General features: G+C 61.6%; 20 protein-coding genes. 7 read left to right on the top strand and 13 right to left on the bottom strand.

Annotation, left to right across the window (positions count from 1 at the left end):
• The first annotated feature begins 46 nt into the window (after positions 1-46).
• Positions 47-934, top strand: coding sequence for an acyltransferase (locus DLD99_RS26525; protein WP_114885966.1), 888 nt, complete (start codon positions 47-49; stop codon positions 932-934).
• A gap of 14 nt (positions 935-948) precedes the next feature.
• Here the strand turns inward: DLD99_RS26525 and DLD99_RS26530 are convergent, their stop codons facing one another.
• Complete coding sequence (locus DLD99_RS26530) at positions 949-1,500, bottom strand: DUF2780 domain-containing protein (RefSeq protein ID WP_085709166.1); 552 nt, start codon at positions 1,498-1,500, stop codon at positions 949-951.
• A gap of 149 nt (positions 1,501-1,649) precedes the next feature.
• On the opposite strand from DLD99_RS26530, the gene DLD99_RS26535 reads away from it, so the two are divergent.
• The 3 genes from DLD99_RS26535 (at position 1,650) to DLD99_RS29160 (ending at position 3,377) form a co-directional block, all read left to right on the top strand.
• Complete coding sequence (locus DLD99_RS26535) at positions 1,650-2,276, top strand: sigma-70 family RNA polymerase sigma factor (RefSeq protein WP_114885968.1); 627 nt, start codon at positions 1,650-1,652, stop codon at positions 2,274-2,276.
• The gene (locus DLD99_RS26540) at positions 2,273-2,947 is read left to right on the top strand and encodes an anti-sigma factor (protein ID WP_114885970.1); all 675 of its coding nucleotides are present in this window, start codon (positions 2,273-2,275) and stop codon (positions 2,945-2,947) included. Before DLD99_RS26535 ends, DLD99_RS26540 begins: the two co-directional genes overlap by 4 nt.
• Positions 2,948-3,071: 124 nt before the next feature.
• Complete coding sequence (locus tag DLD99_RS29160; RefSeq protein WP_162803518.1) at positions 3,072-3,377, top strand: hypothetical protein; 306 nt, start codon at positions 3,072-3,074, stop codon at positions 3,375-3,377.
• A gap of 57 nt (positions 3,378-3,434) precedes the next feature.
• Here DLD99_RS29160 and fdhA read toward each other — a convergent pair whose 3' ends face one another.
• The 8 genes from fdhA to DLD99_RS26580 all read right to left on the bottom strand — a co-directional run bounded on the left by fdhA (position 3,435) and on the right by DLD99_RS26580 (position 13,079).
• A complete protein-coding gene (gene fdhA / locus DLD99_RS26545) occupies positions 3,435-4,634 on the bottom strand; it encodes a formaldehyde dehydrogenase, glutathione-independent (protein WP_085688554.1) in 1,200 nt (399 codons plus the stop codon).
• 98 nt (positions 4,635-4,732) lie between these two features.
• Positions 4,733-5,590 carry a formyltetrahydrofolate deformylase gene (gene purU, locus DLD99_RS26550; protein WP_114885971.1) on the bottom strand — a complete coding sequence of 286 codons (858 nt, stop codon included), beginning with the start codon at positions 5,588-5,590 and terminating at the stop codon, positions 4,733-4,735.
• A 49-nt stretch (positions 5,591-5,639) separates the two neighbouring features.
• Positions 5,640-6,272 (bottom strand): sarcosine oxidase subunit gamma, encoded by a 633-nt coding sequence (locus DLD99_RS26555; protein ID WP_114885973.1) that lies wholly within the window; start codon positions 6,270-6,272, stop codon positions 5,640-5,642.
• A 55-nt stretch (positions 6,273-6,327) separates the two neighbouring features.
• Positions 6,328-9,345: a sarcosine oxidase subunit alpha gene (locus DLD99_RS26560; RefSeq protein ID WP_114885975.1), complete on the bottom strand. Its 3,018-nt coding sequence runs from the start codon at positions 9,343-9,345 to the stop codon at positions 6,328-6,330.
• Positions 9,342-9,671, bottom strand: a complete 330-nt coding sequence (locus DLD99_RS26565) for a sarcosine oxidase subunit delta (protein WP_085709160.1) — start codon at positions 9,669-9,671, stop codon at positions 9,342-9,344. The genes DLD99_RS26560 and DLD99_RS26565 overlap by 4 nt, the downstream gene beginning before the upstream one ends.
• Positions 9,672-9,684: 13 nt before the next feature.
• The gene (locus tag DLD99_RS26570; protein WP_003206307.1) at positions 9,685-10,935 is read right to left on the bottom strand and encodes a sarcosine oxidase subunit beta; all 1,251 of its coding nucleotides are present in this window, start codon (positions 10,933-10,935) and stop codon (positions 9,685-9,687) included.
• Positions 10,936-10,955: 20 nt separating this feature from the next.
• Positions 10,956-12,209 (bottom strand): serine hydroxymethyltransferase, encoded by a 1,254-nt coding sequence (glyA, locus tag DLD99_RS26575; protein ID WP_114885977.1) that lies wholly within the window; start codon positions 12,207-12,209, stop codon positions 10,956-10,958.
• Positions 12,210-12,368: 159 nt separating this feature from the next.
• Positions 12,369-13,079: a TraX family protein gene (locus DLD99_RS26580; RefSeq protein ID WP_114885979.1), complete on the bottom strand. Its 711-nt coding sequence runs from the start codon at positions 13,077-13,079 to the stop codon at positions 12,369-12,371.
• 128 nt (positions 13,080-13,207) lie between these two features.
• Here DLD99_RS26580 and DLD99_RS26585 point away from each other — a divergent pair, with 128 nt between their 5' ends.
• Together DLD99_RS26585 and DLD99_RS26590 are read left to right on the top strand one after the other, a co-directional pair.
• Positions 13,208-14,248 carry a threonine aldolase family protein gene (locus DLD99_RS26585; protein WP_114885981.1) on the top strand — a complete coding sequence of 347 codons (1,041 nt, stop codon included), beginning with the start codon at positions 13,208-13,210 and terminating at the stop codon, positions 14,246-14,248.
• 211 nt (positions 14,249-14,459) lie between these two features.
• Positions 14,460-15,284 (top strand): SDR family oxidoreductase, encoded by an 825-nt coding sequence (locus DLD99_RS26590; RefSeq protein WP_114885983.1) that lies wholly within the window; start codon positions 14,460-14,462, stop codon positions 15,282-15,284.
• Positions 15,285-15,334: 50 nt separating this feature from the next.
• On the opposite strand, the gene gbcB is transcribed toward DLD99_RS26590, so the two are convergent.
• Positions 15,335-16,435 carry a glycine-betaine demethylase subunit GbcB gene (gene gbcB, locus DLD99_RS26595; protein ID WP_085709156.1) on the bottom strand — a complete coding sequence of 367 codons (1,101 nt, stop codon included), beginning with the start codon at positions 16,433-16,435 and terminating at the stop codon, positions 15,335-15,337.
• Positions 16,436-16,728: 293 nt separating this feature from the next.
• On the opposite strand from gbcB, the gene gbcA reads away from it, so the two are divergent.
• Positions 16,729-18,021 carry a glycine-betaine demethylase subunit GbcA gene (gbcA, locus tag DLD99_RS26600; RefSeq protein ID WP_114885985.1) on the top strand — a complete coding sequence of 431 codons (1,293 nt, stop codon included), beginning with the start codon at positions 16,729-16,731 and terminating at the stop codon, positions 18,019-18,021.
• Positions 18,022-18,095: 74 nt separating this feature from the next.
• On the opposite strand, the gene DLD99_RS26605 is transcribed toward gbcA, so the two are convergent.
• The 3 genes from DLD99_RS26605 to DLD99_RS26615 form a co-directional block, all read right to left on the bottom strand.
• Positions 18,096-19,337, bottom strand: a complete 1,242-nt coding sequence (locus DLD99_RS26605; RefSeq protein WP_114885987.1) for a metallophosphoesterase family protein — start codon at positions 19,335-19,337, stop codon at positions 18,096-18,098.
• 25 nt (positions 19,338-19,362) lie between these two features.
• Positions 19,363-21,231, bottom strand: coding sequence for a c-type cytochrome (locus tag DLD99_RS26610; protein ID WP_114885989.1), 1,869 nt, complete (start codon positions 21,229-21,231; stop codon positions 19,363-19,365).
• A 140-nt stretch (positions 21,232-21,371) separates the two neighbouring features.
• Complete coding sequence (locus tag DLD99_RS26615) at positions 21,372-24,824, bottom strand: alpha/beta fold hydrolase (protein ID WP_114885990.1); 3,453 nt, start codon at positions 24,822-24,824, stop codon at positions 21,372-21,374.
• Positions 24,825-25,320: the final 496 nt, after the last annotated feature.

Raw genomic sequence — 25,320 nt, forward strand, 5'->3', positions numbered from 1 at the left:
CGAAGCCACTTATCATGGCGCGCCCATCCGCTTTCAAGAGTTGCTTATGCGCCGCCTGCTCACCGGCTGTCTCGTCACCCTGCTGCTGTTGCTCAACACCCTGGTGCTGTTCGGCCCGCTGATGGTGTTCGCCCTGCTCAAGCTGATCCTCCCGGGACGCTTTCGCGATTACGCCTCGTGGGCGGTGATGTGGATCGCCGAGACCTGGGCGGAGATCGACAAACTGATCTTCCGCCTGTGCATCCCGACGCAATGGGACATCCGTGGCGGCGATGATCTGCGCGGCGACACGTCGTATCTGGTGATCAGCAACCATCAGTCCTGGGTCGATATCCCGGCACTGATCCAGACCCTCAACCGGCGCACGCCGTTCTTCAAGTTCTTCCTCAAGAAGGAACTGATCTGGGTACCGTTCCTCGGCCTCGCCTGGTGGGCGCTGGATTACCCGTTCATGAAGCGCTACACCAAGGCGTTCCTGGCGAAGCACCCTGAGCTGGCGGGCAAGGATCTGGAAATCACCAAAGCCGCGTGCGAGCTGTTCAAGCGCCAGCCGGTGACGGTGGTGAATTATCTGGAAGGCACCCGCTATACCTCGGCCAAGAGCACTCAGCAACAATCACCGTTCAGCCATTTGCTCAAGCCCAAGGCCGGCGGAGTGGCGTTCGTACTGGCGGCGATGGGTGAACAACTGGACGCGATTCTCGATGTGACCGTGGTTTATCCACAGCCGAAGATTCCGGGGTTCTGGGACCTGATCAGCGGCAACGTGCCGCGGGTGATCATCGATATCCGAACCCGTGAACTCGACCCGGCGCTGTGGCAGGGTGATTACGAAAACGATCCGGTGTTTCGCGAGAAGGTCCAGAGCTGGGTCAACCAGCTCTGGACCGAGAAAGACCAGCGCATCGCCGAGCTGCGCGGCGAACGCGGCTGATCAACGGGGGTCGGTCAACCGCCGACGCCCCAGACGCCGCCAAGGGTTTTCAGCAGCGAACCGCCGACGCCCTGGTCACCCAGGTATTTGAGGATCACCGGGGCGAACTGACCGACCATGCTGTCGTTCATGCCCAGTGCGCCGAACGCGCTGTTCAGGTCACTGGTGCTCTTCACATTGCCCAGCGCGTTATCCAGCCCCGCCGACTTGCCGGAAGAACCGAGCACACTGCTCAACGCGCCCAACTGACCGGCACCGCCCGACAGCTTGTCGAGCCCCGGCACGCTCTTGGCCAGTTCCGAATAATCGCTGCCGCTGAGCTTGTTCTTCGCCAGACCGAACATTGCACTGGTGCCACCGACGGCTTGTTGCGGTGTAACCCCAAGACCGGTTACCGCTTGCAGCAGACCGGCCGTTTCCGACGTCGGCGCGGCGGCGGTAGCTGCGTTGCCGCCCTGCATGCTTGAGGCTGCCTTGGTCACGTCATCCAGGCTGAAACCTGCGAAAACCGGGCTCGCCACAACCGTCATCAGCGAAGCCAGTGCGAAACCGCGTGAAATCTTCATCCAGACATCCTCTTTCGTCATGAAAAACCGCCCGTCACGGGTGGCAAAACTGTCGGTTTGACCGGCAATTCGCCAGCCTGTTCCGAGCGTAGCGCATCCATTTTGAGCCGGCCCGCGTATAGGAAATGTGAAACCCCGGAAATCGAACCATGAATGGCACGAGCGCTGTCGCTGAACTAGCCTGTGAACTATCCGAAACCAGCGCCCGCCCTGTCTGGAGACTCGTCATTACCCTCGCCGACACCGATCAGCTCCGGCAATTGCTGGCCCAGTGCTCACTGGGCGACCGCCGTGCCTTCGAAACCCTGTACCGCAGCGTGGGCCCGCGCCTGCACGGCGTGGCCCTGCGGTTCATGGGGAGACCGGACCTGGCCGAAGAGGTGTTGCAGGAGAGCTTCGTGCGCATCTGGAACAACGCCTCGCGATACCAATCGCATCTGTCGGCGCCGATGACCTGGATGATCAACATCACTCGCAATCAGGCCATCGACCAGTTGCGCAAACACCGCGACCGGCCTTTGACTGATTTCGAGCAGGAAGCCCTGGTGGATGAGAACCCCTCGGCCCATGACCTGTTGAACAGCGCCCGCGAAGCCACAGCCCTGAACCGCTGCCTGGAAACCCTTGAAGGCATGCAGCGCCGGTCGATCACCGTGGCTTATTTTCAGGGTTTGTCCTGCTCTGAACTGGCCGAGCATCTGGCGGCGCCGCTGGGCTCGGTCAAGTCGTGGATTCGCCGGGGCATGGAACGTCTGCGCCGGTGCCTTGAATCATGAACTACCAGACCCCTGCCCTGCGCCGCGCCCTCGCCGCCGATTACGCCATCGGCTTGATGGCTGCACCGGCCCGTCGGCGTTTCGAGCAACTGCTGCTGGAAGACGCCGCCCTGCGCGCCGAACTGGCGCACTGGCAGGAGAGCCTCGCCAGCCTCACCGAAACATTGCCGGAAGTCCCGGTGCCGGAGCGCGTGTGGCACGGCGTTACCGCGCGGATCGAACCGCAAGAACTGCATGTGCCCGAGAAACGTCCGTTCTGGAACTGGCTGCGGGTGACAGCAGCACTGGCCTCCATCGTAGTGCTGGTGTTCCTCGGCTCGCTGTACACCCACGACGACGCCCGCTACCGCGCCACCCTGCTGAGCGCCGATGCGCAACCGGCGCTGAAGGTCGAGGCCCATGACGATTACCTGCAAGTCGAGCCGCTGACATTGGCGGCGGTAGATCCGCAGCGCAGTCTGGAACTGTGGGCGATTCCGGCCGATGGCAAACCGATCTCCCTGGGCGTGATTCCGGCGGGCGGCAAGGGCAAGGTTGAATTGAGCGGCGCGCAGAAGGCGCTGATCGGCAAGCCGATTGCGCTGGCGGTGAGTCTTGAGCCGAAGGGTGGGTCGCCGACCGGGCAGCCGACGGGGCCGGTGCTTTATCAAGGGGCTTTGGCGGCGTTATAACCAGAAATTACAACAATCAATCTCACATTGCGAAATCGAATAAAAAACCGTCAAATCTGACAGTTTGCGATCGGCGTGACAGAAGGGAGTATTGCCACTCCACTTAAGTAACGGAGTACGAACAATGAAACTTAAACTTGTTACCGGCGCATTTTTTTGCCTGGCATTGATGGGGACTGCCCATGCAGCAGAAGTTGAATGTCCAGCAACTTCGGTTAGCACTTCAAGCAGCGGAGAGACTCTGAAACCTACGGCTGCGCGCATTAAAGAAGGGAAAAAATTCATTTGCCAATATGATGGCAAGAACGATCTCGGCGCCACTACCGTTTTGGTGTCCAACACTCCGATCACGCCCACAGGGAAAAACTGGAAGAACGATGAATGCGTAATCACTGACGATAATCCGAGTACGTGCTCAGTAGGTTTGTAAGTTTGATTTTAGTAGAAAAGAGCAACCTGACCGGTTGCTCTTTTTTATGGCTACAACTTACGCCGCACTAAACAACTTATGCGGATCAATCACAAACTTCTTCGGCACGCCCGCGTCGAACTCGCCGTAACCTTCCGGCGCCTGGTCGAGGCTGATGACCTGCACGCCTACCACTTCAGCGATGTTGATGCGGTCCCACATGATCGCCTGCATCAGCTGGCGGTTGTACTTCATTACCGGGGTCTGGCCGGTGTGGAAGCTGTGGGATTTGGCCCAGCCGAGGCCGAAGCGGATGCTCAGGCTGCCCATTTTCGCAGCGGCATCGACAGCCCCCGGATCTTCGGTCACGTACAGGCCCGGGATACCGATCTTGCCGGCGACGCGCACTACGCCCATCAGCGAGTTGAGCACGGTGGCCGGGGCTTCGGATTTGACGCCATCGTGACCATGACCACGGGCTTCGAAGCCGACGCAGTCCACCGCGCAATCCACTTCAGGCTCACCCAGCAGCGCGGCGATCTGTTCGTGCAGCGGAGTGTCTTTCGACAGGTCGACGATTTCAAAACCCTGAGCCTTGGCGTGGGCCAGGCGGATGGTGTTGACGTCGCCGACGATCACCACCGCAGCGCCAAGCAGACGGGCCGAAGCAGCCGCCGCCAGACCGACCGGGCCTGCGCCCGCGATGTAAACGGTGCTGCCCGGGCCAACGCCAGCAGTAACGGCGCCGTGGTAACCGGTCGGCAGAATGTCCGAGAGGCAGGTCAGGTCACGGATTTTCTCCATGGCCTTGTCGCGGTCCGGCAGTTTCAGCAGGTTGAAGTCGGCGTACGGCACCAGCACGTATTCGGCCTGGCCACCGGTCCAGTCGCCCATGTCGACGTAACCGTAGGCACCGCCGGCGCGAGCCGGGTTGACGGTCAGGCAGACACCGGTGTGTTGCTCCTTGCAGGAACGGCAGCGCCCGCAAGCCACGTTGAACGGAACGGACACCAGGTCGCCGATTTTCAGGTTTTCGACGTCACTGCCCTTCTCGATCACTTCACCGGTGATCTCGTGCCCCAGCACCAGACCGACCTGAGCCGTGGTACGGCCGCGCACCATGTGCTGGTCGGAGCCGCAAATGTTGGTTGAAACCACACGCAGGATGACACCGTGCTCGATCTTCCTGCCGCGCGGATCCTGCATTTTCGGATAGTCGATTTTCTGTACTTCGACCTTGCCAGCGCCGAGATACACCACACCACGATTGCCAGACATGCTTTCACCTCGCTGTTGTTTTTATGGAACCGCGCCGCCCAGGCAGGCAGCGCGTTAAGTGCTCGGGTTATTGCTTGTTGGTCTTGCGTTGTTATGACTTAAAGAACGACGGTGCGGTTGGCGTTCAGGAACACCCGCCGCTCAATGTGATATCCCACGGCCCGGGCCAGGGTCAGACCTTCGATGTCGCGGCCCTTGGCAATCAGGTCTTCGGGGTAATGACTGTGATCCACCGCCTCGACGCCCTGGGCGATGATCGGCCCCTCGTCGAGGTCGTTGTTGATGTAGTGCGCGGTGGCGCCCACCAGTTTCACGCCCTTGTTGTAGGCCTGATGATATGGCTTGGCGCCCTTGAAGCCCGGCAGCAGCGAGTGGTGAATGTTGATCGCCTTGCCATCGAGCTTGCGGCACAGCTCCGGCGACAGCACCTGCATGTAACGGGCGAGGATCACCAGTTCGGCGCCGGCCTCCTCGATCACCTGCCACACCTGCCGCTCCTGGGCCGGTTTGTCATTGGGGTCTAGGGGGAAATGGAAGTAGGGAATCTGGTGCCAGTCGGCCAGCGGCTTGAGGTCCGGGTGGTTCGACACCACCGCCGCCACGTCCATCGACAACTGGCCTATGCGCTGGCGGTAGAGCAAGTCGTTGAGGCAGTGATCGGCCTTGGAGACCATGATCACCACTTTCGGCCGGTAGTTCGGCGCGGTCAGCTCGAAGATCATGCCGAACGCCTGACCACGTTCGGCGAGGCCGGCGCGGAAGGATTGCTCGTCAAAACCGTCGGGCTGGCGGAATTCCACGCGAATGAAGAACCGGCCCGAGAGCCGGTCATCGAACGAGTGGTGTTCGGTGACGTAACAGCCCTGCTCGAACAGAAAACGCGTCACCGCGTCCACGGTGCCGAGAACGCTGGGGCAGTCGGCGGTCAGAATCCATGTATCCGGGGCGCGGCTCATTGTTGTTTTTCTCCTCTACTCGTCCCCACGCACAGCGTGGGAACGATCATTACGCCTGAACGCCAAGGCCGTATTCGGCGGACGCATCCTGTAACCACAACCACCAGTAATCCGAGAAACTGCGACGAATCAGCAGTTCCCAGGTGTCTTCGGCGGTGTGGCGAATCATCAGTTGCGACTTGGCGAACACCGTGCCCACGGCCTTGCCGACCGGGAAGTTGTTCGGGTGCACGTCATAGCTGGTGGACTTCATCAGCACCTGACGCACGTTCGGGCCGCTCAGTTCGAGCACCTGCTGGCCGCCGCTGACGTTGACGATTGCGATGTGCAGATCGCCCAGCGCTTCGCGCAGTTTCTGCTCGGCAGCGAACTCCTCGCCGCTCGGCACGATCAGCAGCCACTCGTCCGGGCCCATCCACTGCAGGCTGGTTTCACCTTTGACGATCACGCTCAGGGCACCCGGCAACTCGATGCCCAGGGCCTTGTGCACACCGGCGGCGAACGCGGCATCGTGGCCGTCGCCACGAATGGTCAGATGGCCAAGAAGTTTCTTCTCGCGCACGGTGACACCGGCGCTTTTGCGGCCCTTGCCCACCAGGCTGGCGAGGTCGGCGTGATGCAGCGACGACTCGGCCTTGGCCCCGGTGGTCGGGCGTTGTTGGTACACGTTGGCTGCGGTCATAAAGCACCCTTCCTGAATTCTGTGCCGCTCCCGCGCCAGGCGCGGGAGCGCTCAATTAGATGTTCTGGCGATCGCCTTTCGGATCGAAGAACACCGAAGAAACGATTTCCGCCTCGATCACGCTGCCGTCCGCCAGCGGTGCGAACACCCGCTCGCCCAGACGCTTCAGACCGCCCTTCACCACGCCCATGGCAAACGAATAACCGAGGGAGTTGTGCGCGTAGCTGGAGGTCACGTGGCCGACCATGGTCATCGGGATCGTCTGCTTGGTGTTGAACACCAGTTGCGCGCCTTCCGGCAGCCACAAGTTCGGATCGATCGGCTTCAGGCCCACCAGTTGCTTGCGCTGATCACGCACGCAGTCTTCACGGTTCATGCCGCGCTGGCCGATCCACGAGAACGGTTTGGTGCGACCGACACACCAGCCCATGTTCAGGTCGTCCGGGGTCATCGAGCCGTCGGTGTCCTGGCCGACGATGATGAAACCCTTCTCGGCCCGCAGCACGTGCATGGTTTCGGTGCCGTACGGAGTCAGGTTGTACTGCTTGCCGGCCTCGACGATTTTTTCCAGCACGCCCATCGCATAGTCGGCCTGGACGTTGACTTCGTACGACAGCTCACCGGTGAACGAGATGCGGAACACCCGCGCCGGCACACCGCCGACCAGACCTTCTTTCCAGGTCATGAACGGGAACGCTTCGTTGGCCAGATCGATGTCGGTCACGGCGCTGAGCAGCTTGCGGCTGTTCGGGCCGGACAGGGTCATGGTCGCCCAGTGGTCGGTGACGGAGGTGAAGTACACCTTCATTTCCGGCCATTCGGTCTGGTGGTACAGCTCCAGCCACTGCAGTACACGAGCCGCGCCGCCGGTGGTGGTGGTCATGACGAAATGGTTGTCGGCCAGACACGCCGTCACACCGTCGTCGAAGACCATGCCGTCTTCCTTGCACATCAGGCCGTAACGGGCCTTGCCCACATCGAGCTTGGTCCAGGCGTTGGTGTACACGCGGTTGAGGAACTCACGGGCGTCCGGGCCCTGGATGTCGATTTTGCCCAGGGTCGAAGCGTCCAGCAGGCCAACGCTGTCGCGCACAGCCTTGCACTCGCGTTTGACCGCGGCATGCATATCTTCGCCGTTTTTCGGGAAGTACCACGGACGTTTCCACTGGCCGACGTCTTCGAACTCGGCGCCGTTTTTCAGGTGCCATTGATGCAGTGCGGTGTAGCGCACAGGTTCGAAGATGTGTCCGCAGTGACGGCCCGCTACGGCGCCAAACGTCACCGGCGTGTAGTTCGGACGAAACATCGTGGTGCCCATCTGCGGGATGGTCACGTTCAGCGAACGGGCGGCGATGGCCAGACCGTTGACGTTGCCGAGCTTGCCCTGATCGGTACCGAAGCCCAGTGCGGTGTAGCGTTTGACGTGCTCGACCGACTCGAAACCTTCGCGGGTCGCCAGTTCGATGGCGGCGGCGGTGACGTCGTTCTGCAGGTCGACGAATTGCTTCGGTGCCCGGGAAGTGCCCTTCTCGTGCGGCACCTGGAACAGCGCCAGCGTTGGTTCTTCGTAGCGGCTCAGAGCCTTCGGCAATACACCTTCGACGGTCTGGAAACCAGCTTCGGCTGCGGCGCGCACGCCACCTTCAAAACCGTCTGCGAGGGAGTCGCCGAGACCGTAGACGCCGTTGATGCCGCCGACGCACACGCGTTTCTGCGGTGCTTCGCCCGGTACGAAACCGAGGATGTCTTCGCGCCAGATCGGCTTGCCGCCCAGGTGCGAAGCCAGGTGCACCACCGGGCTGTAGCCGCCAGAGCTGGCGATCACGTCGCAGTCCAGCCATTCGCCAGGACTGGTCACGGCATGGCCTTTCACATCGATGGCGGCCACGCGGGCAGCGGTCACACGCTTGCTGCCACGGGCCTCGATCACGGCGCTGCCGGTGAGGATACGAATGCCTTTGGCGCGCGCTTCTTCAACCAATGCGCCACGCGGATTGCTGCGGGCATCGGCGATGGCCACCACTTGCAGGCTGGCGTCGAGCCAGTCCAGCGCCACGCGATAGGCGTGATCGTTGTTGGTGGTCAGCACCAGCTTCTTGCCCGGCGCCACGCCGTAACGGCGCACGTAAGTCGAGACGGCACCGGCGAGCATGTTGCCCGGCACGTCGTTGTTGCCGTAGACCAGCGGACGCTCGTGAGCGCCGGTCGCCAGCACCACGCGCTTGGCGCGGACACGGTGGATGCGCTGGCGCACCTGACCGATTGGCGCGCGGTCGCCGAGGTGATCGGTGAGACGCTCGTGAATGGTCAGGAAGTTATGGTCGTGGTAACCGTTGACCGTGGCGCGCGGCAACAGCAGCACGTCCGGAGTGTTCTTCAATTCGGCAACCACACTGGCGACCCACTCCACGGCTGGCTTGCCGTCGAGACTTTCGCGGGAGTCGAGCAGGCTGCCGCCGAACTCTTCCTGTTCATCGGCGATGATCACCCGGGCACCGCTGCGCGCAGCCGCCAGGGCAGCGGCCAGACCGGCCGGGCCGGCGCCGACGATCAGCACATCGCAGTGCTGGTTCATGTAGTCGTAGGTGTCCGGATCGACTTCGGTCGGCGAGCGGCCAAGACCTGCGGCCTTACGAATGTACTTCTCGTAAGTCATCCAGAACGATTGCGGATACATGAAGGTTTTGTAGTAGAAACCCGGCGGCATCAGCTTGCCGCCGACCTTGCCGAGAATCCCCATCATGTCGTTGTTTACGCTCGGCCAACCGTTGGTGCTGGTGGCGACCAGGCCTTGGTACAGCGCCTGTTGCGTGGCCCGCACGTTAGGAATCTGGGTGGCTTCGGTGGCACCGATCTGCAATACCGCATTCGGCTCTTCGGCACCGGCGGCGAAGATGCCGCGAGGGCGCGAATACTTGAAGCTGCGGCCGATGATGTCGACGCCGTTGGCGATCAGCGCCGAGGCCAGCGAATCGCCCTCGAAGCCTTTGTAGCTCTGACCGTTGAAGGTGAAGCTCAGCACTTTGTTGCGGTCGATCCGTCCACCGTTGGACAGGCGATTGGTCTGGCTCATACCTTCTCTCCCAGCGCCGGCGTGGCTGTTTTCGCAGGGTCAGCCTTGTCGGTGAATTGCGGCTTGGTGCCGATCTTGTAGGTTTCGAGAATCTCGTAGGTCACGGTGTCGCGGGTGACGTTGAAGTACTGGCGGCAACCGGCGACGTGATCCCACAACTCGTGGTGCAGACCGCGCGGATTGTCGCGGAAGAACATGTAGTCGCCCCACTCCTCGTCGGTGCAGCTGTTCGGGTCCAGCGGACGCGGGATGTGCGCCTGGCCGGATGCGTGGAATTCCTCTTCGGAGCGCAGTTCGCCGCAGTGAGGACAGAAGATATGCAACATGGGATTTCTCCTGTTAGTGGGCGACAGCCGCAGCGCCGTGTTCGTCGATCAACGCACCGTTGTGGAAACGGTCGATGGAGAAAGGTGCAGCCAACGGGTGCATTTCACCCTTGGCCAGACTCGCGGCAAACACGTTGCCCGAACCCGGTGTGGCCTTGAAGCCACCGGTGCCCCAACCGCAGTTGAAGAACATGTTCGGGACCGGGGTTTTCGAAATGATCGGGCAGGCGTCCGGCGTGGTGTCGACGATGCCGCCCCACTGACGGTTCATGCGTACCCGCGACAGCACCGGGAACATCTCGACGATGGCCTGGATGGTGTGCTCGATCACCGGGTACGAACCGCGCTGGCCGTAGCCGTTGTAGCCGTCGATACCAGCGCCGATCACCAGGTCGCCCTTGTCGGACTGGCTGATGTAACCGTGCACGGCGTTGGACATGATCACGCTGTCGATAATCGGTTTGATCGGCTCGGACACCAGTGCCTGCAGCGGGTGGGATTCGATCGGCAGACGGAAACCGGCGAGTTTGGCCATGTGTCCGGAGTTACCGGCGGTGACCACGCCGACGCGCTTGGCACCGATGAAGCCCTTGTTGGTTTCAACGCCGATGCACACACCGTTTTCCTTGCGGAAACCGATCACTTCGGTCTGCTGGATCAGGTCCACGCCGAGGGCGTCGGCGGCACGGGCAAAGCCCCACGCCACGGCATCGTGACGGGCCACCCCGCCGCGACGCTGGACGGTTGCGCCCATCACCGGGTAGCGAGTGTTTTTCGAGCAGTCGAGGTACGGAATTTCGTCCGCGACTTGCTTGGCGTTGAGCAGTTCGCCGTCGACGCCGTTGAGGCGGTTGGCGCTGACCCGACGCTCGGAATCACGGATGTCCTGCAGGGTGTGGCACAGGTTGTAGACGCCGCGCTGGGAGAACATCACGTTGTAGTTCAGGTCCTGAGACAGGCCTTCCCACAGTTTCATCGCGTGTTCGTACAGGTGCGCCGACTCGTCCCACAGGTAGTTGGAGCGAACGATGGTGGTGTTGCGCGCGGTGTTACCGCCGCCCAGCCAGCCCTTCTCGACCACGGCCACATTGGTGATGCCGTGCTCTTTGGCCAGATAGTAGGCAGTCGCCAGACCGTGCCCGCCGCCGCCGACGATGACCACGTCGTAGACCTTTTTCGGGGTCGGCGTGCGCCACATGCGCTGCCAGTTTTCGTGGTGGCTGAGGGAGTGCTTGAAGAGGCCGAAGCCCGAATAGCGTTGCATAGTCATTTACTCCAGAACGCTCAGCGATAAACCGGGAAGTCTGCGCACAGGGCCGCAACCTGCTGGGCGACGTTGGCCTCGACATCGGCATCGCCGAGGTTGTCGAGGATGTCGCAGATCCAGCCAGCCAGTGTCACGCACTGCGCCACCTTGAAGCCGCGAGTGGTCACCGCCGGGGTGCCGATGCGCAGGCCGGAAGTGACGAACGGCGACTGCGGGTCGTTCGGTACGGCGTTCTTGTTGACGGTGATGTGGGCGCGACCAAGGGCGGCGTCCGCGTCTTTACCGGTGAGGCCCTGACGGATCAGGCTGACCAGGAACAGATGGTTGTCGGTGCCGCCGGACACTACATCGTAGCCACGTTTAATAAATACGCTCGCCATCGCCTGGGCGTTGTCGATCACTTGTTGCTGATAGGCCTTGAAGCCAGGCTCCAGCGCTTCCTTGAAGCACACGGCCTTGCCGGCGATGACGTGCATCAGCGGGCCGCCCTGGGCGCCGGGGAATACCGCGGCGTTGAGCTTCTTCTCGATCTCTTCGTTGGCCTTGGCCAGGATCAGGCCGCCACGGGGACCGCGCAGGGTCTTGTGGGTGGTGGTAGTGACCACGTCGGCGTACGGCAGCGGGTTCGGGTACAGACCGGCAGCCACCAGACCGGCCACGTGGGCCATGTCGACGAACAGCAGCGCACCGACCTTGTCGGCGATCTGACGGAAGCGCGGGAAGTCGAGGGTTTTCGAGTAGGCCGAGAAACCGGCAACGATCATTTTCGGCTTGTGCTCGACGGCCAGACGCTCGACTTCGTCGTAATCGATCAGGCCGGTCTTGGTGTCGATGCCGTACTGCACGGCGTTGTACAGCTTGCCCGAGGACGAGACTTTGGCGCCGTGGGTCAGGTGACCGCCGTGGGCCAGGCTCATGCCGAGGATGGTGTCGCCTGCCTGGATCAGTGCCAGGTACACGGCGCTGTTGGCCGAAGAACCGGAGTGCGGCTGGACGTTGGCATAATCGGCGCCGAACAGTTGCTTGGCGCGTTCGATGGCCAGCGCTTCGACCTTGTCGACGTGCTCGCAGCCACCGTAGTAGCGCTTGCCCGGATAACCTTCGGCGTACTTGTTGGTCAGGCCGCTGCCTTGCGCTTCCATCACGCGTTTGCTGGTGTAGTTCTCCGACGCGATCAGCTCGATGTGATCTTCCTGACGTTGCTCCTCGGCATTCATCGCCGCCAGCAGTGCATCGTCGTAACCCTGGATCCGGTCTTGCTTGCTGAACATCGCGTCTCTCCCAGCGGCATCTGTGCGCCATTCGTCTCGGTAAGGCACTGGCAATGATGGCAGTGCCCTTTGATGCCGATGGTATGGCCGGCGCAGGGAGGTCAAATGCCTACGGACGCCACGCAAAGGTGCGTTTACGACATGGCGACAGCGACGGACTCAAACAAGCAGCTGGCGCAAGGCCAGAAGAACGAGGAAATGCGCGGGATAGAGCGCATACGCCCAGCGCCGCAGGGGTGGCGCATGGAGGTAAGTGGCGTGTCGCAACAGGAACATTCCGGACAGTGGCGCGATCAGGCAGGTCGCAATGCCGAGGACCGCCACACGGTTGCCGAACTGCGCGGATTCGAAGAGCACCTGCCACTGATTCGCCGCCAGACACACCAGCCCCGGCAGCAGGCTGAAATACCAGGGTTTGCGAAACACCAGCAACGTCGCCAGCGGCAGCAGGACGCCGAACAGACCGAACATCAGTCGCTCCGGGAACAACGCGGCGACCAGCAAGGCGCCGACAGCCAGCAATCGCGAAACCAGTACCCGATCCTGCCAACCCCGCGCCACCAGCAAACCCAGCGCCAGCGTGGGCATCACGTTCAAGGTGTCGGGATCGGGGATGTACAAACGGTAGGGAATCTCGCTGAACAGACTGAACAGCAGCAACCAGCCCAGATAGCGCCATTCGGTCTTGCGCGCGCCGTCCCGCGCCAGGTTCGCCGCCATCACCAGACAGAACCACGGGAACGCCAGCCGCCCCGGTACATACAGCCAATCGGCGCTGATCCCGACATATCGCAGGTGATCGAGCAGCATGCTCAGCAGCGCCAGCCACTTGAGCAGATCGAGTGCGCCGTCGCGCCGGCTCAGGTGCATAATCGGCTCGCATCCTTGTAAAGTTCTGACAGCGACATCCCGTGTGCTCCCCGGATGATCTTCGGTACAGTGCGCACCATCATTGACCCCACGAAGCGCCACAAGCGCCTCGATCACGGAAGCCGGCCATGACCGACAAGAGCCAACAATTCGCCAGCGACAACTACTCCGGTATCTGCCCCGAAGCCTGGGCTGCCATGGAACAGGCCAACCACGGCCACCAGCGCGCCTATGGCGACGATGAGTGGACAGCACGCGCCTCCGATTATTTCCGCAAGCTGTTCGAGACCGACTGCGAAGTATTCTTCGCTTTCAACGGCACCGCCGCCAACTCGCTGGCGCTGTCGTCGCTGTGCCAGAGTTACCACAGCGTGATCTGCTCGGAAACCGCCCACGTCGAAACCGACGAATGCGGCGCACCGGAGTTCTTCTCCAACGGCTCGAAACTGCTGATCGCCGGCACCGAAAACGGCAAGATCACCCCGGCCTCGATCCGCGAAGTCGCGCTCAAGCGCCAGGACATCCACTACCCGAAACCACGCGTGGTGACCCTGACCCAGGCCACCGAAGTCGGCAGCGTCTACACCCCGGAAGAAGTCCGCGCCATCAGCGACACCTGCAAGGAGCTGGGCCTGAACCTGCACATGGACGGCGCGCGGTTCTCCAACGCCTGCGCATTCCTCGGCTGCTCGCCGGCGGACCTGACCTGGAAGGCCGGCGTCGACGTGCTGTGCTTCGGCGGCACGAAGAACGGCATGGCGGTGGGTGAGGCGATCCTGTTCTTCAACCACAAACTGGCCGAAGACTTCGACTACCGCTGCAAACAGGCCGGGCAACTGGCCTCGAAGATGCGTTTCCTGTCGGCGCCGTGGGTCGGCATCCTGGAAAACGACGCCTGGCTCAAATATGCCCGCCATGCCAACCACTGCGCGCAACTGCTGGCCGAACTGGTCAGCGACATCCCGGGCGTGGAACTGATGTTCCCGGTCCAGGCCAACGGCGTGTTCCTGCAACTCTCGGAACCGGCCATCGCCGCCCTGACCGCTCGCGGCTGGCGCTTCTACACCTTCATCGGCAAGGGCGGCGCGCGCTTCATGTGCTCGTGGGACACAGAAGAAGAACGCGTGCGTGAACTGGCGCGCGACATTCGCGAAGTCATGTCCCACTAAAGTCCCGGCTTGCACAGCTCCCCTGTGGGAGCGAGCCTGCTCGCGATGAGGCCAGCACATCCAACATGGATGCAAGCTGACACTCCGCCATCGCGAGCAGGCTCGCTCCCACAAAAGCTCACCCGATCGCCCCTCATCGTTTGCACCTGAAGACTTGGTCTACATTGTCTGTCGAGCCATCGCTCACATAACAATAAGCAGGAGCTTGCGCATGTCGCTAAAAGGCAAAACCTTGTTCATCACTGGCGCCAGCCGTGGCATCGGGCGCGAGATTGCGCTGCGGGCTGCGCGGGACGGGGCCAATATCGTGATCGCCGCCAAGAGCGCCGAACCCCACGCCAAGTTGCCCGGCACCATCCACAGTGTCGCGGCGGAAGTCGAAGCGGCCGGCGGCAAGGCTTTGGCCCTGCAACTGGATGTGCGCGAGGAAGAGGCCGTGCGTCAGGCGCTGGCTCAGGCCAACGAACACTTCGGCGGGATCGACGCACTGGTGAACAACGCCGGGGCGATCAAGTTGACCGGTGTGCAACACATCGAACTCAAGCGCTTCGACCTGATGCACCAGATCAACACCCGCGCGGTGCTGCTGTGCAGCCAGGCGGCCTTGCCCTATTTGAAAAAGTCCTCCGGACACATTCTCAACCTGTCACCGCCGTTGAACATGGCCAATAAATGGTTCGCGCAATACAGCCCCTATACCGTAACCAAGTACGGCATGAGCATGCTGACTGTGGGCATGAGCGAGGAATTCGCCAACTACGGGATCAGTGTCAATTCGCTGTGGCCGCAGACCATGATCGCCACGGCGGCGATCGAGTTTCAGCTGGGCAACCGGGAGTCGTTCAAGCATGCGCGCACGCCGCAGATCATGGCGGATGCGGCGCATGTGATTCTGGGCAGCAGCGGACGGCGGATTACCGGGCGGTTGTTGATCGATGAGGAGATCTTGCGGGAGAGCGGCGTGACCGAGTTCGATCATTACCGCTTTGAACCGGGGAGTGATGCGAAGTTGATGACGGATTTGTTTGTCGACTGAACGACAAACCCTGTGGGAACGAGCTCGCTCCCACAGGGTTTATGCCTGCATCAGTACTCGATCCGCACATCCCCCTTCGGCACGCTGCAGCAAGAAAGAATGTACCCCTCCGCCTCGTCGTCCTCGGTAATCCCGCCGTTGTGATCCATCTCCACCTCGCCGCCCAGCTTGAGCACCTTGCACGTCCCGCAGATCCCCATGCCGCAGGCTTTCGGGATCATCAGGCCGACCTTGGCCGCTGCCGCATGCACAGTCTCGCCCGGGGCCACGCGAATGCTCTTGTCCGACGAGGTGAACTCCACCAGGTGCAGATCCGCCACCGGGATTTCCGGTGCTTCGGCGGCCTGTTCGGCCTGTTCAACCGCGTCGGCGCGGGCTTCCGGTGGCGTGGCGCCAAAGGATTCCTCGTGGTAGCGCTTCATGTCGTAGCCGGCGTTTTCCAGCAGACGCTTGACCGCCGTCATGTACGGCGTCGGGCCGCAGCAGAACACTTCGCGCTCGAGGAAGTCCGGCACCATCAGTTCCAGCATCTTGTGATTCAGGTAGCCGCGATAGCCGGCCCACGGCTCGCCCAGCCCGTGTTTCTCGCAGATCAGGTGCAGGCTGAAGTTGTCGATCCGCGACGCCATGTGTTCCAGCTCGCGGTGGTAAATGATGTCTTTCGGTGAGCGGGCGCTGTGGATGAACGTCATGTCGACGTTGCCGTTGGTGTCGTAGAACCAGCGCGCCATGGACATCACTGGCGTAATGCCGACACCGCCGCTGAGGTACAGCACTTTCGGGCTCGGGAAGTCGATGGCGTTGAACAGCCCGACCGGGCCGTGCACCGCCAGTTCCTGGCCTTCGTGCAGCGTGTCGTGCAGCCAGTTGGACACCTTGCCCCCCGGCACCCGCTTGATGGTCACCGAAAAGCTGTATGGCACCGACGGCGAGCTGGAGATGGTGTACGAACGCATGATCGGCTGGCCTTCGATTTCCAGCTCCAGGGTCACGAACTGCCCGGGCTTGAAGAAGAACAGGATCGGCTGGTCGGCCATGAAACAGAAGGTGCGCACGTCCCAGGTTTCCTGGATGACTTTGACGCAACGGACGATGTGTCGGCCATTGGCCCAGGTCTGGGTGGTGACCGGATTCAGGAAGCTGTTCGACATGCTGTTCTCCACGGCCGACTGTCGGCCTTCATGTGGCGATTCTGCGTATAGCGCGAACGGCCCGTTTACCTATCCGCGACATTCACATACTTATCGCGACCAGCCCCCAACCACCGGGGGTTGCGCGTCGGGAACAGATTGCACCATGTCGCCCATGGATAAGGTTCTTGCCTGCGCCGGCCCCACACTCGCCCCAACACAAACAGATTCTTTACACCTTGCGTTGCACCCTTAAGCCGCACACCCGATCAGCCACTTTCGCGGCCACGCAGATGGCCTTGAGGAATTCATCGATGGACACCGCAAAACTCAGCCTGGGCGACCTGCTGGAACCCGCACGCAAGGCCACCGCGCAAATGCTGCAGGAACGCGAGCGCACCTATTCGCTGCCGCAACCGTTCTACAGTGACGAGCGCCTGTTCGATATCGACATGCAGGAGATCTTCCAGAAAGAGTGGTTGATCGCCGGCATGACCTGCGAGATCCCGGCCAAGGGCAACTACATCACCCTGCAGATCGGCAAGAACCCGATCATCGTCATTCGCGGCGCCGAAGGCGTGGTGCACGCGTTCCACAACGTCTGCCGCCACCGTGGCTCGCGCCTGTGCACCAGCGACAAGGGCAAGGTCGCCAAACTGGTCTGTCACTACCACCAGTGGACCTACGAACTGGACGGTCGTCTGCTGTTCGCCGGCACCGAAATGGGCGCCGACTTCGACATGAAGCAGTACGGCCTCAAACCGGTGAACGTGAAGACGGCCGGCGGCTACATCTTCATCAGCCTGGCGGAGAACCCGCCGGCCATCGATGACTTCCTGTCGACCCTGAACCACTACATGGAACCCTACGACATGGAGAACACCAAGGTGGCGATTACCACCACCTTGATGGAAAAGGCCAACTGGAAACTGGTGCTGGAAAACAACCGCGAGTGCTACCACTGCAACGGTTCGCACCCGGAATTGCTGAAAACCCTGCTGGAGTGGGACGACGTCACCGACCCGCGCGCCGACCAGGCATTCAAGGACCACGTCGCCGCGTCTGCTGCCGCGTGGGAAGCCGAAAAGATCCCTTACGCCCACGCCAGTTTCGGCCTGCGCAACCGCATCGTGCGCATGCCGCTGCTCAAGGGCACCGTGTCGATGACCATGGACGGCAAACAGGGCTGCGCCAAGCTGATGGGCCGGATCAAGAACCCGGACCTGGGCTCGATGCGCATCCTGCACCTGCCGCACTCGTGGAACCACTGCATGGGCGACCACATCATCGTGTTCACCGTGTGGCCGATCAGCGCCCAGGAAACCATGGTCACCACCAAGTGGATCGTGCACAAGGATGCCGTGGAAGGCGTGGATTACGACGTCGAGCGCATGCGCAAGGTGTGGGACGCGACCAACGATCAGGACCGTCGCCTGGCCGAAGAAAACCAGCGCGGGATCAACTCCACCGCGTACCAGCCGGGGCCGTACTCCAAAACCTATGAATTTGGCGTGGTCAACTTCGTCGACTGGTACAGCGAGCGCATGTTGAGCAACCTCGGGGCCGAGCCTGCTCCGTACCTCAAAGGCGTGCCAGTCCAAGGATAAAAAGCAGCTAAAAGAGGCGAGCTACAAGCGGCAAGAAGGCTTGTAGCTCGCCGCTTGTAGCTTGTAGCTCGCAGCTAGCTTTTCCACCTCACCGATCCATCCTCGCCAATAAACTCCTCGAAAATCTCCTCCCCCACCAACCTGATTTTCGCGTAACCGTTCAAAACCCTTAGCGGATAGTCCGGATCCTTCGCGTCCTGGGTCTCGGAAAACAGTATCCGCGGATGCCCGTTCAACTCGCTGGTGGTGCCATAGGGAATCGCTCCGTGCCCGGCGCAGCGCGCATGCAAACCGCCCTGGGTCGCATAGACGATGCCGTTGTGCAGATGCCCCCAGTACCAGTAATCCGGCTCGCGCCCCAGTGCATCGCACACCGGTTGATACAGCGCAGTCTTGTTGTGCCCGGTGATATCGAAGCCCTGATGATGACTGAGCACCATCAGTTTTTTGCGTTTGGGCAAGCCCTTCATCCAAGCAATTTGCGGTTCGTTCAGCGTGCCGTCCATGTACAGGTTCAACACGTCCGAGGCATAGGCCGTGTCCAGCCCGACAATCAGCCAGTCGTCGTTGATCAGGGCAAAGTAGCTGGTGCCCTGCTGCCCCGGAAACCGCGCGGCCAGTTCCTTGAAGTAACCGTGGGCGCCGCTGTACATCTCATGGTTGGAATTGAGGGTGAACGAGCCGTGGGTGCCCATCGGCCAGCCGGACATGTCGGTGTCTTCCTGAGAGTGAGTGCCCGCGTAATAGACATCCCCCAGGTGAATGGTGAAGTCGGCATTGGCCAGTTGCATCTGGTTGGCCACCGACACCGCCGGCGCATGGCTGTTGAACGGCCCGGTGCCCCAGTCGCCGGCAATCGCCAACGTCACTTCGCGATCCATGGTCACCAGCGCCGGGTCCGTGCCGAAGGTCGCGTGATGGCGCAGGTTTTCGATCCACTTGAGCAGCGCCTCGCTCCACAGCAGATCCAGCAGTTCCCACTTGCGACAGCCAAGCAGCGTGCCGTCCTTGAGTACTTTGGTTTGCAGTTGATCAGGGGACTGCGGCAACGGCGTTGCGTTGCCGATGCGCAGGATCGACAACCCGTGGGACAACTCCCACGGCACGGCCGGCTCGTCATCCGGCAACTCGCCGTTTTTCAGCACGTACTGCGCCTGATCGTGACCACGCTGGAGCAGCTTGATGATGGCCTGGAACTCTTCGGGTTCCAGTTCGCTGATGAGCTTCATCCAGGCCATTTCCACTCGCGTGATCAGGCCGTGCAGACGTACTTTGACCTTGTCGTATTCATGCTTCAGGTTACCGACCGCTGACATGGCGTAATCCTCTATCCGTAAGGGTTCACAGGGTTTTCATGAATTCGATCAGCGCGCGCTTGTCGTCGTCCGACAGCGTCGTGCCATACAGGTGACCGCTGTTGTGATTGCCCTCCAGGCGTGTGTCGTACGTGAAGTCTGCCGAGGCCTTCGCCTGCGCGCCGCTGGTCACGAAGCCGACGTTGACCGGGTCGTAGACATCGGAGCCGGTGATGAACACCTGCGGACGTTTTTCCGGTGGTTGCAGCAAGTCCCACAGGGTCGGCACCGAACCGTTGTGCAGATACGGCGCGCGCAACCAGATGCCGTCGGTGGGCGTGTTGCTGTAGCTCTGGGTCTTGCGGTAGGCGCCGAAATCGAACGGCGGCTTCTTGAAGGTGTGGAACGCCGCCACCAGCCCGGTGGTGAACGAGTCGAGGCGATGCGGATCGGTGCCGAGCTGGTCGATGTTGGTGGTGACCTGCCCGGTGTCGGCGCGACCGAAGTCGTGGCAACCGGCGCAATTGGCTTCCCAGATCGGTTTGCCCTGGGCGACTTTGGCCTGATCCAGCGCCCACGGCCACGCGGGTGCCTTGTGTCCGAGCAGCCAGTTGGTCACGCGGTTGAAACTCGGCGGCAGGACCGATTCCGGCGTAGCACCCACCGCCATCGCGGCGGCGTAGTTGCGCTCGTGGATCTTGTTGTTATTGCCGTCCCAGTGCAGGTACATCGATTCCCGGGGTTTCTGGTTCCACACTTGCGGCAGGTCGACGGTGCCGATGGTCGAGTCATCCGGGAAGCCGAACACCACCATTTTCGTCGGGTTGAAGGTGTCGGTACGCCCCGGCCCCTGCGGCGGACGCAATTTCTGCCAGGCGTAGGCCTGCTTCTGTTTAAGCAGCGCGGTCTTGGCCATCGGGATGATCAGGTAACGGTTGTAGAGCCGCTCGAAGAAGCCGAGCTGGAACTTGCTGTTGATCGCCGCCATCACCGCGTCGGTGGTGAATTTCGGGTCGCTGGCGCAATCGTAGGCGAACCACTGGAAAGCCTGCAGTTGCAGGGTGTTGGCCGGTGCACTCGGCACATTGACCGCAACGTCGCTGGCATTCGCCCGGTAGGAGCCGGTATGACACAGCGCGCAGTTCGGCTCGACGGTCGGGTAGCCGATCTGTCGCTTGGCCATGCCGATGGGCAGATCCTTGCCGTTCTCGAACAGGAATCCGAAGACTTCCCAGCCGCCGGGTTTCGGCATCTTCTCCGGGCACATCTGCGGCAGCACGGAGAACAGGTAATACGGAATCCGCGCTTCGATGCCCAGGCCAATGGCGGCGTATTTGTAGTGATCTTCGTCGGAGGCATATTCCTGCTCCGGCACCACCCGCAGCATCTGATACCAGGTCTGGTAGCCGATGAACGCCAGCAGCGCGACCACCACCAGCGTACCGACCTTGAACGCATGACTTTGCCAATGCCGCGCCCACGCCGCCCGCCATTCGCGCCAGCCGTCACAGAGCAGCGCCAGCGGACGGTTTTCAGGGGTGGTGCCGAGGTACAGCAGGATGCCGAGGATCAGGAAAAAGCTCAGGTCGCCCATCAGCATCGGCACGAACACCGAGCCCTGGCTGCTGGTGTCGATCAGGTAGATCCAGAACGCCACGGCGATCAGCCGCGTCAGCACGCACAGCCAGGAATGCACCACGTAGCGCGGCGCGTTGAAGCCCGACGGCATGTAGAACACGCTGATGCCCACCAGCAGCATCCCGGCGTTTTCCAGCCACGGGTCGGAGAGTTGCGGCGGCAGGCCGACCACCGATGTCAGCAACCCCGGCGCGAACAGCGCCGGGATCGCAAACACCATGTTCATCGCAATGCCGAGCCAGATGAAACGTTGAAACCAACGGATGTAGCTGTCCATGTCATCCATTTCCTTGTGCAGACCGGAGAGGTGTAGTGCCTGATACCCCGCCATCGCTGGCAGGCCAGCTCCCACAAATGCGCACCGCATTCCAATGTGGGAGCGAGCCTGCTCGCGATTGCGGTCGACCCGGTTGCAAGTCAACCGAGGGCCGTTTTCTCCAGGTGTTCAAGGATGATCGGATACACATCGACCACTGCGTTCTTGCCGAACATGCAATCGATGTGGCCATAGCCCGGCACCACATGCCGGCTATAGCGCTCCGGCCCATGCTTCTCGCAAACCCGCTGATAGGTCTTGAGCGTGCTCTCCGGCAAATAGCACTGGTTCTCCGCGCCGCTGATGAAGCAGATCGGCATGGTCAGCCGGTCGAAGTGCGGCATGTACACATCGTTGCCCTTGAAGTCCACCAGATGCCCTTTGCGCACGATCAGCGCCAGATGCTCGAACGTCTCGATGTTCGACTCGCCGAACAGTTCGTGCAGGTTGTCGTGCAGCGTCTCGTTGAGGGTGTCGTGGCGGTACAGCGAGGCGTACATGAAGGTGATGCGGTGGCACACCGGGTTGGTGCAATAACCCTGGGCTTCGATCCGCGCGTAGCCGTTGAGGGCCTTGTCGTAGAGGCGGTTGAACCAGTTTTCCTTGCTGTCGGCGTAGGCGGTCATGGATTTGATGCCAATGGCGTCGAGCATCCCCGGCAGGTGCAGACCGGCCTTCAGCCCCGTCGCCGTCGCGACCACCGTATCAGCGGCAATTTGCGAGCAGACTACCGAGCGCACGCCCTGCAAACCGGCGAGCAACGACATGAAGAACGTCGTCGCGCCGTAGCAATGCACCACACACTGCACGTCCTTCGCGCCGGTCTGCTGCTGGATCTGCCCGATGGCAGCCTTGAAGTCGTACTGGGCGATCTGGTCGCCGTTCCATTCCTTCTTGCTCGCCGGCAGCAGGATGCTCACCCGGAAATCCAGCAGCCACACGTCGTAATCATGCTTGCAGAGAAACTCCAGCAGGTTGGTCTGGATGGTGTCGGTGGAAAAGATGTTCGAGCCCACACCCAACCCGTGCACCAGCATCACCGGGCCTTTGCTGCCGGCCTGATAGCGGCTCAGGCGCAGTTCCACGCCGTCCTCGGTGGGGAAGAAATGCACATCCGGCGTCGGCGCATCCAGCGGCCGTTTCAAGCGTGGCGGCGCGTCGGGGTTGAAGTATTTGTCGCCGGCAAACACCCCGCCGTAACTCTCCCAGAGGATCCCGGCGAAGAACTTGCCGAACCGCGCCAGCCCTTCAATGCGCTCACGCTCGTTGCGCGCGTTGAGGACCTTCATGGTGGTCATCTGCTTGGCGAAATCCGCCGGTTTGATGTGCATCACACCCGAGCCGATGACTTCGCCGGACTTGTCCGGCCCGCGATACAGCGTGACGTAGAGGGTGCTGGTGTCATGCCAGATGTTCAGCACGCCGTTGTCTTCCGGCACGGTTTTGAAGGCGCTGAAGAAATAGTCGTTGCCGTCCTCGGCGGTCAGTTTCATGTCGTATTTCATGTGGCGTGTGTCGACCTGCTGCTCGAATTGCTCGAACAGGTTGAACACGCCGTTGCTGGCGGTCAGCGGCTGCGGCGACAGGGCCGGGGCGATCACCGTGCCGACGATGGTTGCGGCGTGCTCCGGCTCCTTGATCATCCGGTTGAGGTCGTTGGCGGTGATGGTCAGGGTGAAATCGATCGGCGAGTTGTCTGCCTCGCCACGTTTGGCCGCCGCTTCGTAGACCTTGAGATCGGTGCTCTGCGCAGCGGTGAAGGCCCGGGAGAAGTAGCCTTTCATGGTCTCGGTGAACTGTACACCGAGGGTCGGTGGCACCGGTTGTTTGCGCGGTGCCGAGGGCAATGTGTAATCGATTTTCCAGCCACGGTCGGCGGCCAGCAGGCCCATGTTGCGCTCGCTGACGGCGGAGATGGTCAGCAGCGGGTTGACCGCCAGTGAGGTCGGAATCACCGCGCCGTCGGTCACGTACAGGTTGGCGTAGACATCGGTGCCACTGGCGCCGCTAAACACCTGGCCCTTGTGGTTGACCACGCCTTGCGCGGCGTCTTCGCCCATCACGCAACCGCCCAGCGGATGCACCGAGACGATGCTGTGCTTAAGCAATTTGGTCCAGATCGGATTCTCGACCCAGATCCCGCCCAGTGCCTTGGTGCTCTGGTGCAGGCGTTCGTTGCCGATCTTGAAGTTTTCCTGCTCGCCGACGCCCGGCCAGTCGATGCGCAGTTGATCCTTGCTGTCGAGGACCATCCGCCCCTGGCCGCTGTCGTGGCTCATGATCAGGTAAGTCTGCATGTTGTGCAGCGCGCCGTAGTAAGGGCCGCGCAGGAAGCTTTCGGCTTCGCGCTCCTTGTACTTCACCTTGCCGCTGAAACTGTCGTCGGTGGGCACCCCGATCATCTCGGCGAACCCGGCCATCGCCGGCACCATCGGCCGCCCGAGGGCGCCGGGGATCGAGCCTTCCTCGATGACCATACGGCTGCTGCGATCACCCTCGTTGCGCATGTCGATGATCGAGGTGATGCACGGGCCGACCGGTTTCATCTCCTTGGCCGAGTGCGTACCGAAACCGATGCCGTTGATGGTCTGCTCGCAGTTGTGGCCGAAGCCGAGGATGTCACCGTTGCCGCTCATGTTCTCGCCGAGCTGGCCGGACATCGCCAGGCCCTTGTCCCGCGAGCGCAGCAGAATCTCGGTGGAACCAAGAGTGCCGGCGGATACCACGACAATGTCGGCCTTCACGAACAGCGTTGGCGCGTCGAACTTCTCGCGACCACTGTCGAGGTACTGGAAGTGCACGATCCAGCCATCACTGTCGCGTTCCAGATGCCGCACCTGGGCCTGGCAGAAAATCTCCGCGCCGTGATTGGTGGCGTCCGGCAGATAGTTCATCAGCGTGGTGTTTTTGGCCTTGTTGTTACAGCCTGAAACGCAGTCACCGCAGTGGTTGCACGGCAGTTGCTCGACGCCGACGTGGTTGAGGTTGTTCGGCAGTTTGTCGAAGGTCACGTTGATCGGCGGCTTGTAGAAGTTCGCGCCTTGCTTGAGGAAGTCCGCGGACTGTTTGTTGGCATCGAGCTTGGGCAGGTTCGGTGCGCTGTCCGGATAAGGGTTGGGTTTGAGCATCTCCCGGGCTTTTTCGTAACCGGCCTTGAGCAAACCATCCTGGTCCTCGCGCACCGCCAACGGCCAGCGTGGATCCTTGAACACATCGGCTGTCGGCTCCAGCGAAACGTTGGCATTGATCAACGACGTGCCACCGAGGCCACAGCCGACCACTACGTTCTGCTGCGCGTTGACGTGCAGATCGAACAACCCGGTGCGCGAGCCGATGTGGCCGTCCGGATCGTGCACCTGCAGCTCTTCGGTCGCAGCGATCATGGTGTTGGGGTATTCGCCGGGCTGGATTTCCCGACCGCGCTCCAGCAGGCACACCTTCTTGCCGGCCCGAGACAGGCGCGAAGCGGCAATGCCGCCGCCGTACCCGGAGCCGATGACGATCACGTCGTAGTGTTCCTTGATGTCGCTGATGGGCGTTGCGATCCGTGTCATGAGGTGATTCCTCTCTCAGGCAGATGGGGCAACTCTGCGGTTGCCTGCAATCAATGGGCGAACGGGCACCTGGCCCCCGGGCAGGCCCGGCGGCAGTACAACGGCGTGGCAGGATTCAGGCGCTATAGACGGGCATGCTGATTGGCGGCACGGCGCAAGGTGCGCGTGCGCGGCTTCGGGGCTGACAGCAAGCGGGGTTTGAGGGGTGAGCGATGTGGCTGGGTATCCATCACGCGTTCTCCCTGAACCAGATGTGGATAAGTGACGGCGGTCCTTGTGCCATTGGAGTGAAGACAGCGGCCGGTTTGAAGTCAAGGCAGCGCTTTAGAACTGTATGAAATCTGATCAATTACCGTTTGGACTATAGCCGGCGGGGCTCGCAGGGTTTGGCGAACAAGTTATCCACATAGCCACCCACAGCAAATGGGGACAACTGTGGATGGCTTCTGAAAATATCGACGAATTCGTGAAGAAAAACCGTGACTTATCCAGAAGC

Origin of the sequence: Pseudomonas kribbensis (genome assembly GCF_003352185.1) — a bacterium.
GTDB lineage: Bacteria > Pseudomonadota > Gammaproteobacteria > Pseudomonadales > Pseudomonadaceae > Aquipseudomonas > Aquipseudomonas kribbensis.

Bases quoted from the DNA above. Each gene is read 5' to 3' on its own strand.
- DLD99_RS26525 (WP_114885966.1), top strand. From the start codon at position 47: ATGCGCCGCCTGCTCACCGGCTGTCTCGTCACCCTGCTGCTGTTGCTC.
- DLD99_RS26530 (WP_085709166.1), bottom strand. From the start codon at position 1,500: ATGAAGATTTCACGCGGTTTCGCACTGGCTTCGCTGATGACGGTTGTG.
- DLD99_RS26535 (WP_114885968.1), top strand. From the start codon at position 1,650: ATGAATGGCACGAGCGCTGTCGCTGAACTAGCCTGTGAACTATCCGAA.
- DLD99_RS26540 (WP_114885970.1), top strand. From the start codon at position 2,273: ATGAACTACCAGACCCCTGCCCTGCGCCGCGCCCTCGCCGCCGATTAC.
- DLD99_RS29160 (WP_162803518.1), top strand. From the start codon at position 3,072: ATGAAACTTAAACTTGTTACCGGCGCATTTTTTTGCCTGGCATTGATG.
- fdhA (WP_085688554.1), bottom strand. From the start codon at position 4,634: ATGTCTGGCAATCGTGGTGTGGTGTATCTCGGCGCTGGCAAGGTCGAA.
- purU (WP_114885971.1), bottom strand. From the start codon at position 5,590: ATGAGCCGCGCCCCGGATACATGGATTCTGACCGCCGACTGCCCCAGC.
- DLD99_RS26555 (WP_114885973.1), bottom strand. From the start codon at position 6,272: ATGACCGCAGCCAACGTGTACCAACAACGCCCGACCACCGGGGCCAAG.
- DLD99_RS26560 (WP_114885975.1), bottom strand. From the start codon at position 9,345: ATGAGCCAGACCAATCGCCTGTCCAACGGTGGACGGATCGACCGCAAC.
- DLD99_RS26565 (WP_085709160.1), bottom strand. From the start codon at position 9,671: ATGTTGCATATCTTCTGTCCTCACTGCGGCGAACTGCGCTCCGAAGAG.
- DLD99_RS26570 (WP_003206307.1), bottom strand. From the start codon at position 10,935: ATGCAACGCTATTCGGGCTTCGGCCTCTTCAAGCACTCCCTCAGCCAC.
- glyA (WP_114885977.1), bottom strand. From the start codon at position 12,209: ATGTTCAGCAAGCAAGACCGGATCCAGGGTTACGACGATGCACTGCTG.
- DLD99_RS26580 (WP_114885979.1), bottom strand. From the start codon at position 13,079: ATGCACCTGAGCCGGCGCGACGGCGCACTCGATCTGCTCAAGTGGCTG.
- DLD99_RS26585 (WP_114885981.1), top strand. From the start codon at position 13,208: ATGACCGACAAGAGCCAACAATTCGCCAGCGACAACTACTCCGGTATC.
- DLD99_RS26590 (WP_114885983.1), top strand. From the start codon at position 14,460: ATGTCGCTAAAAGGCAAAACCTTGTTCATCACTGGCGCCAGCCGTGGC.
- gbcB (WP_085709156.1), bottom strand. From the start codon at position 16,435: ATGTCGAACAGCTTCCTGAATCCGGTCACCACCCAGACCTGGGCCAAT.
- gbcA (WP_114885985.1), top strand. From the start codon at position 16,729: ATGGACACCGCAAAACTCAGCCTGGGCGACCTGCTGGAACCCGCACGC.
- DLD99_RS26605 (WP_114885987.1), bottom strand. From the start codon at position 19,337: ATGTCAGCGGTCGGTAACCTGAAGCATGAATACGACAAGGTCAAAGTA.
- DLD99_RS26610 (WP_114885989.1), bottom strand. From the start codon at position 21,231: ATGGACAGCTACATCCGTTGGTTTCAACGTTTCATCTGGCTCGGCATT.
- DLD99_RS26615 (WP_114885990.1), bottom strand. From the start codon at position 24,824: ATGACACGGATCGCAACGCCCATCAGCGACATCAAGGAACACTACGAC.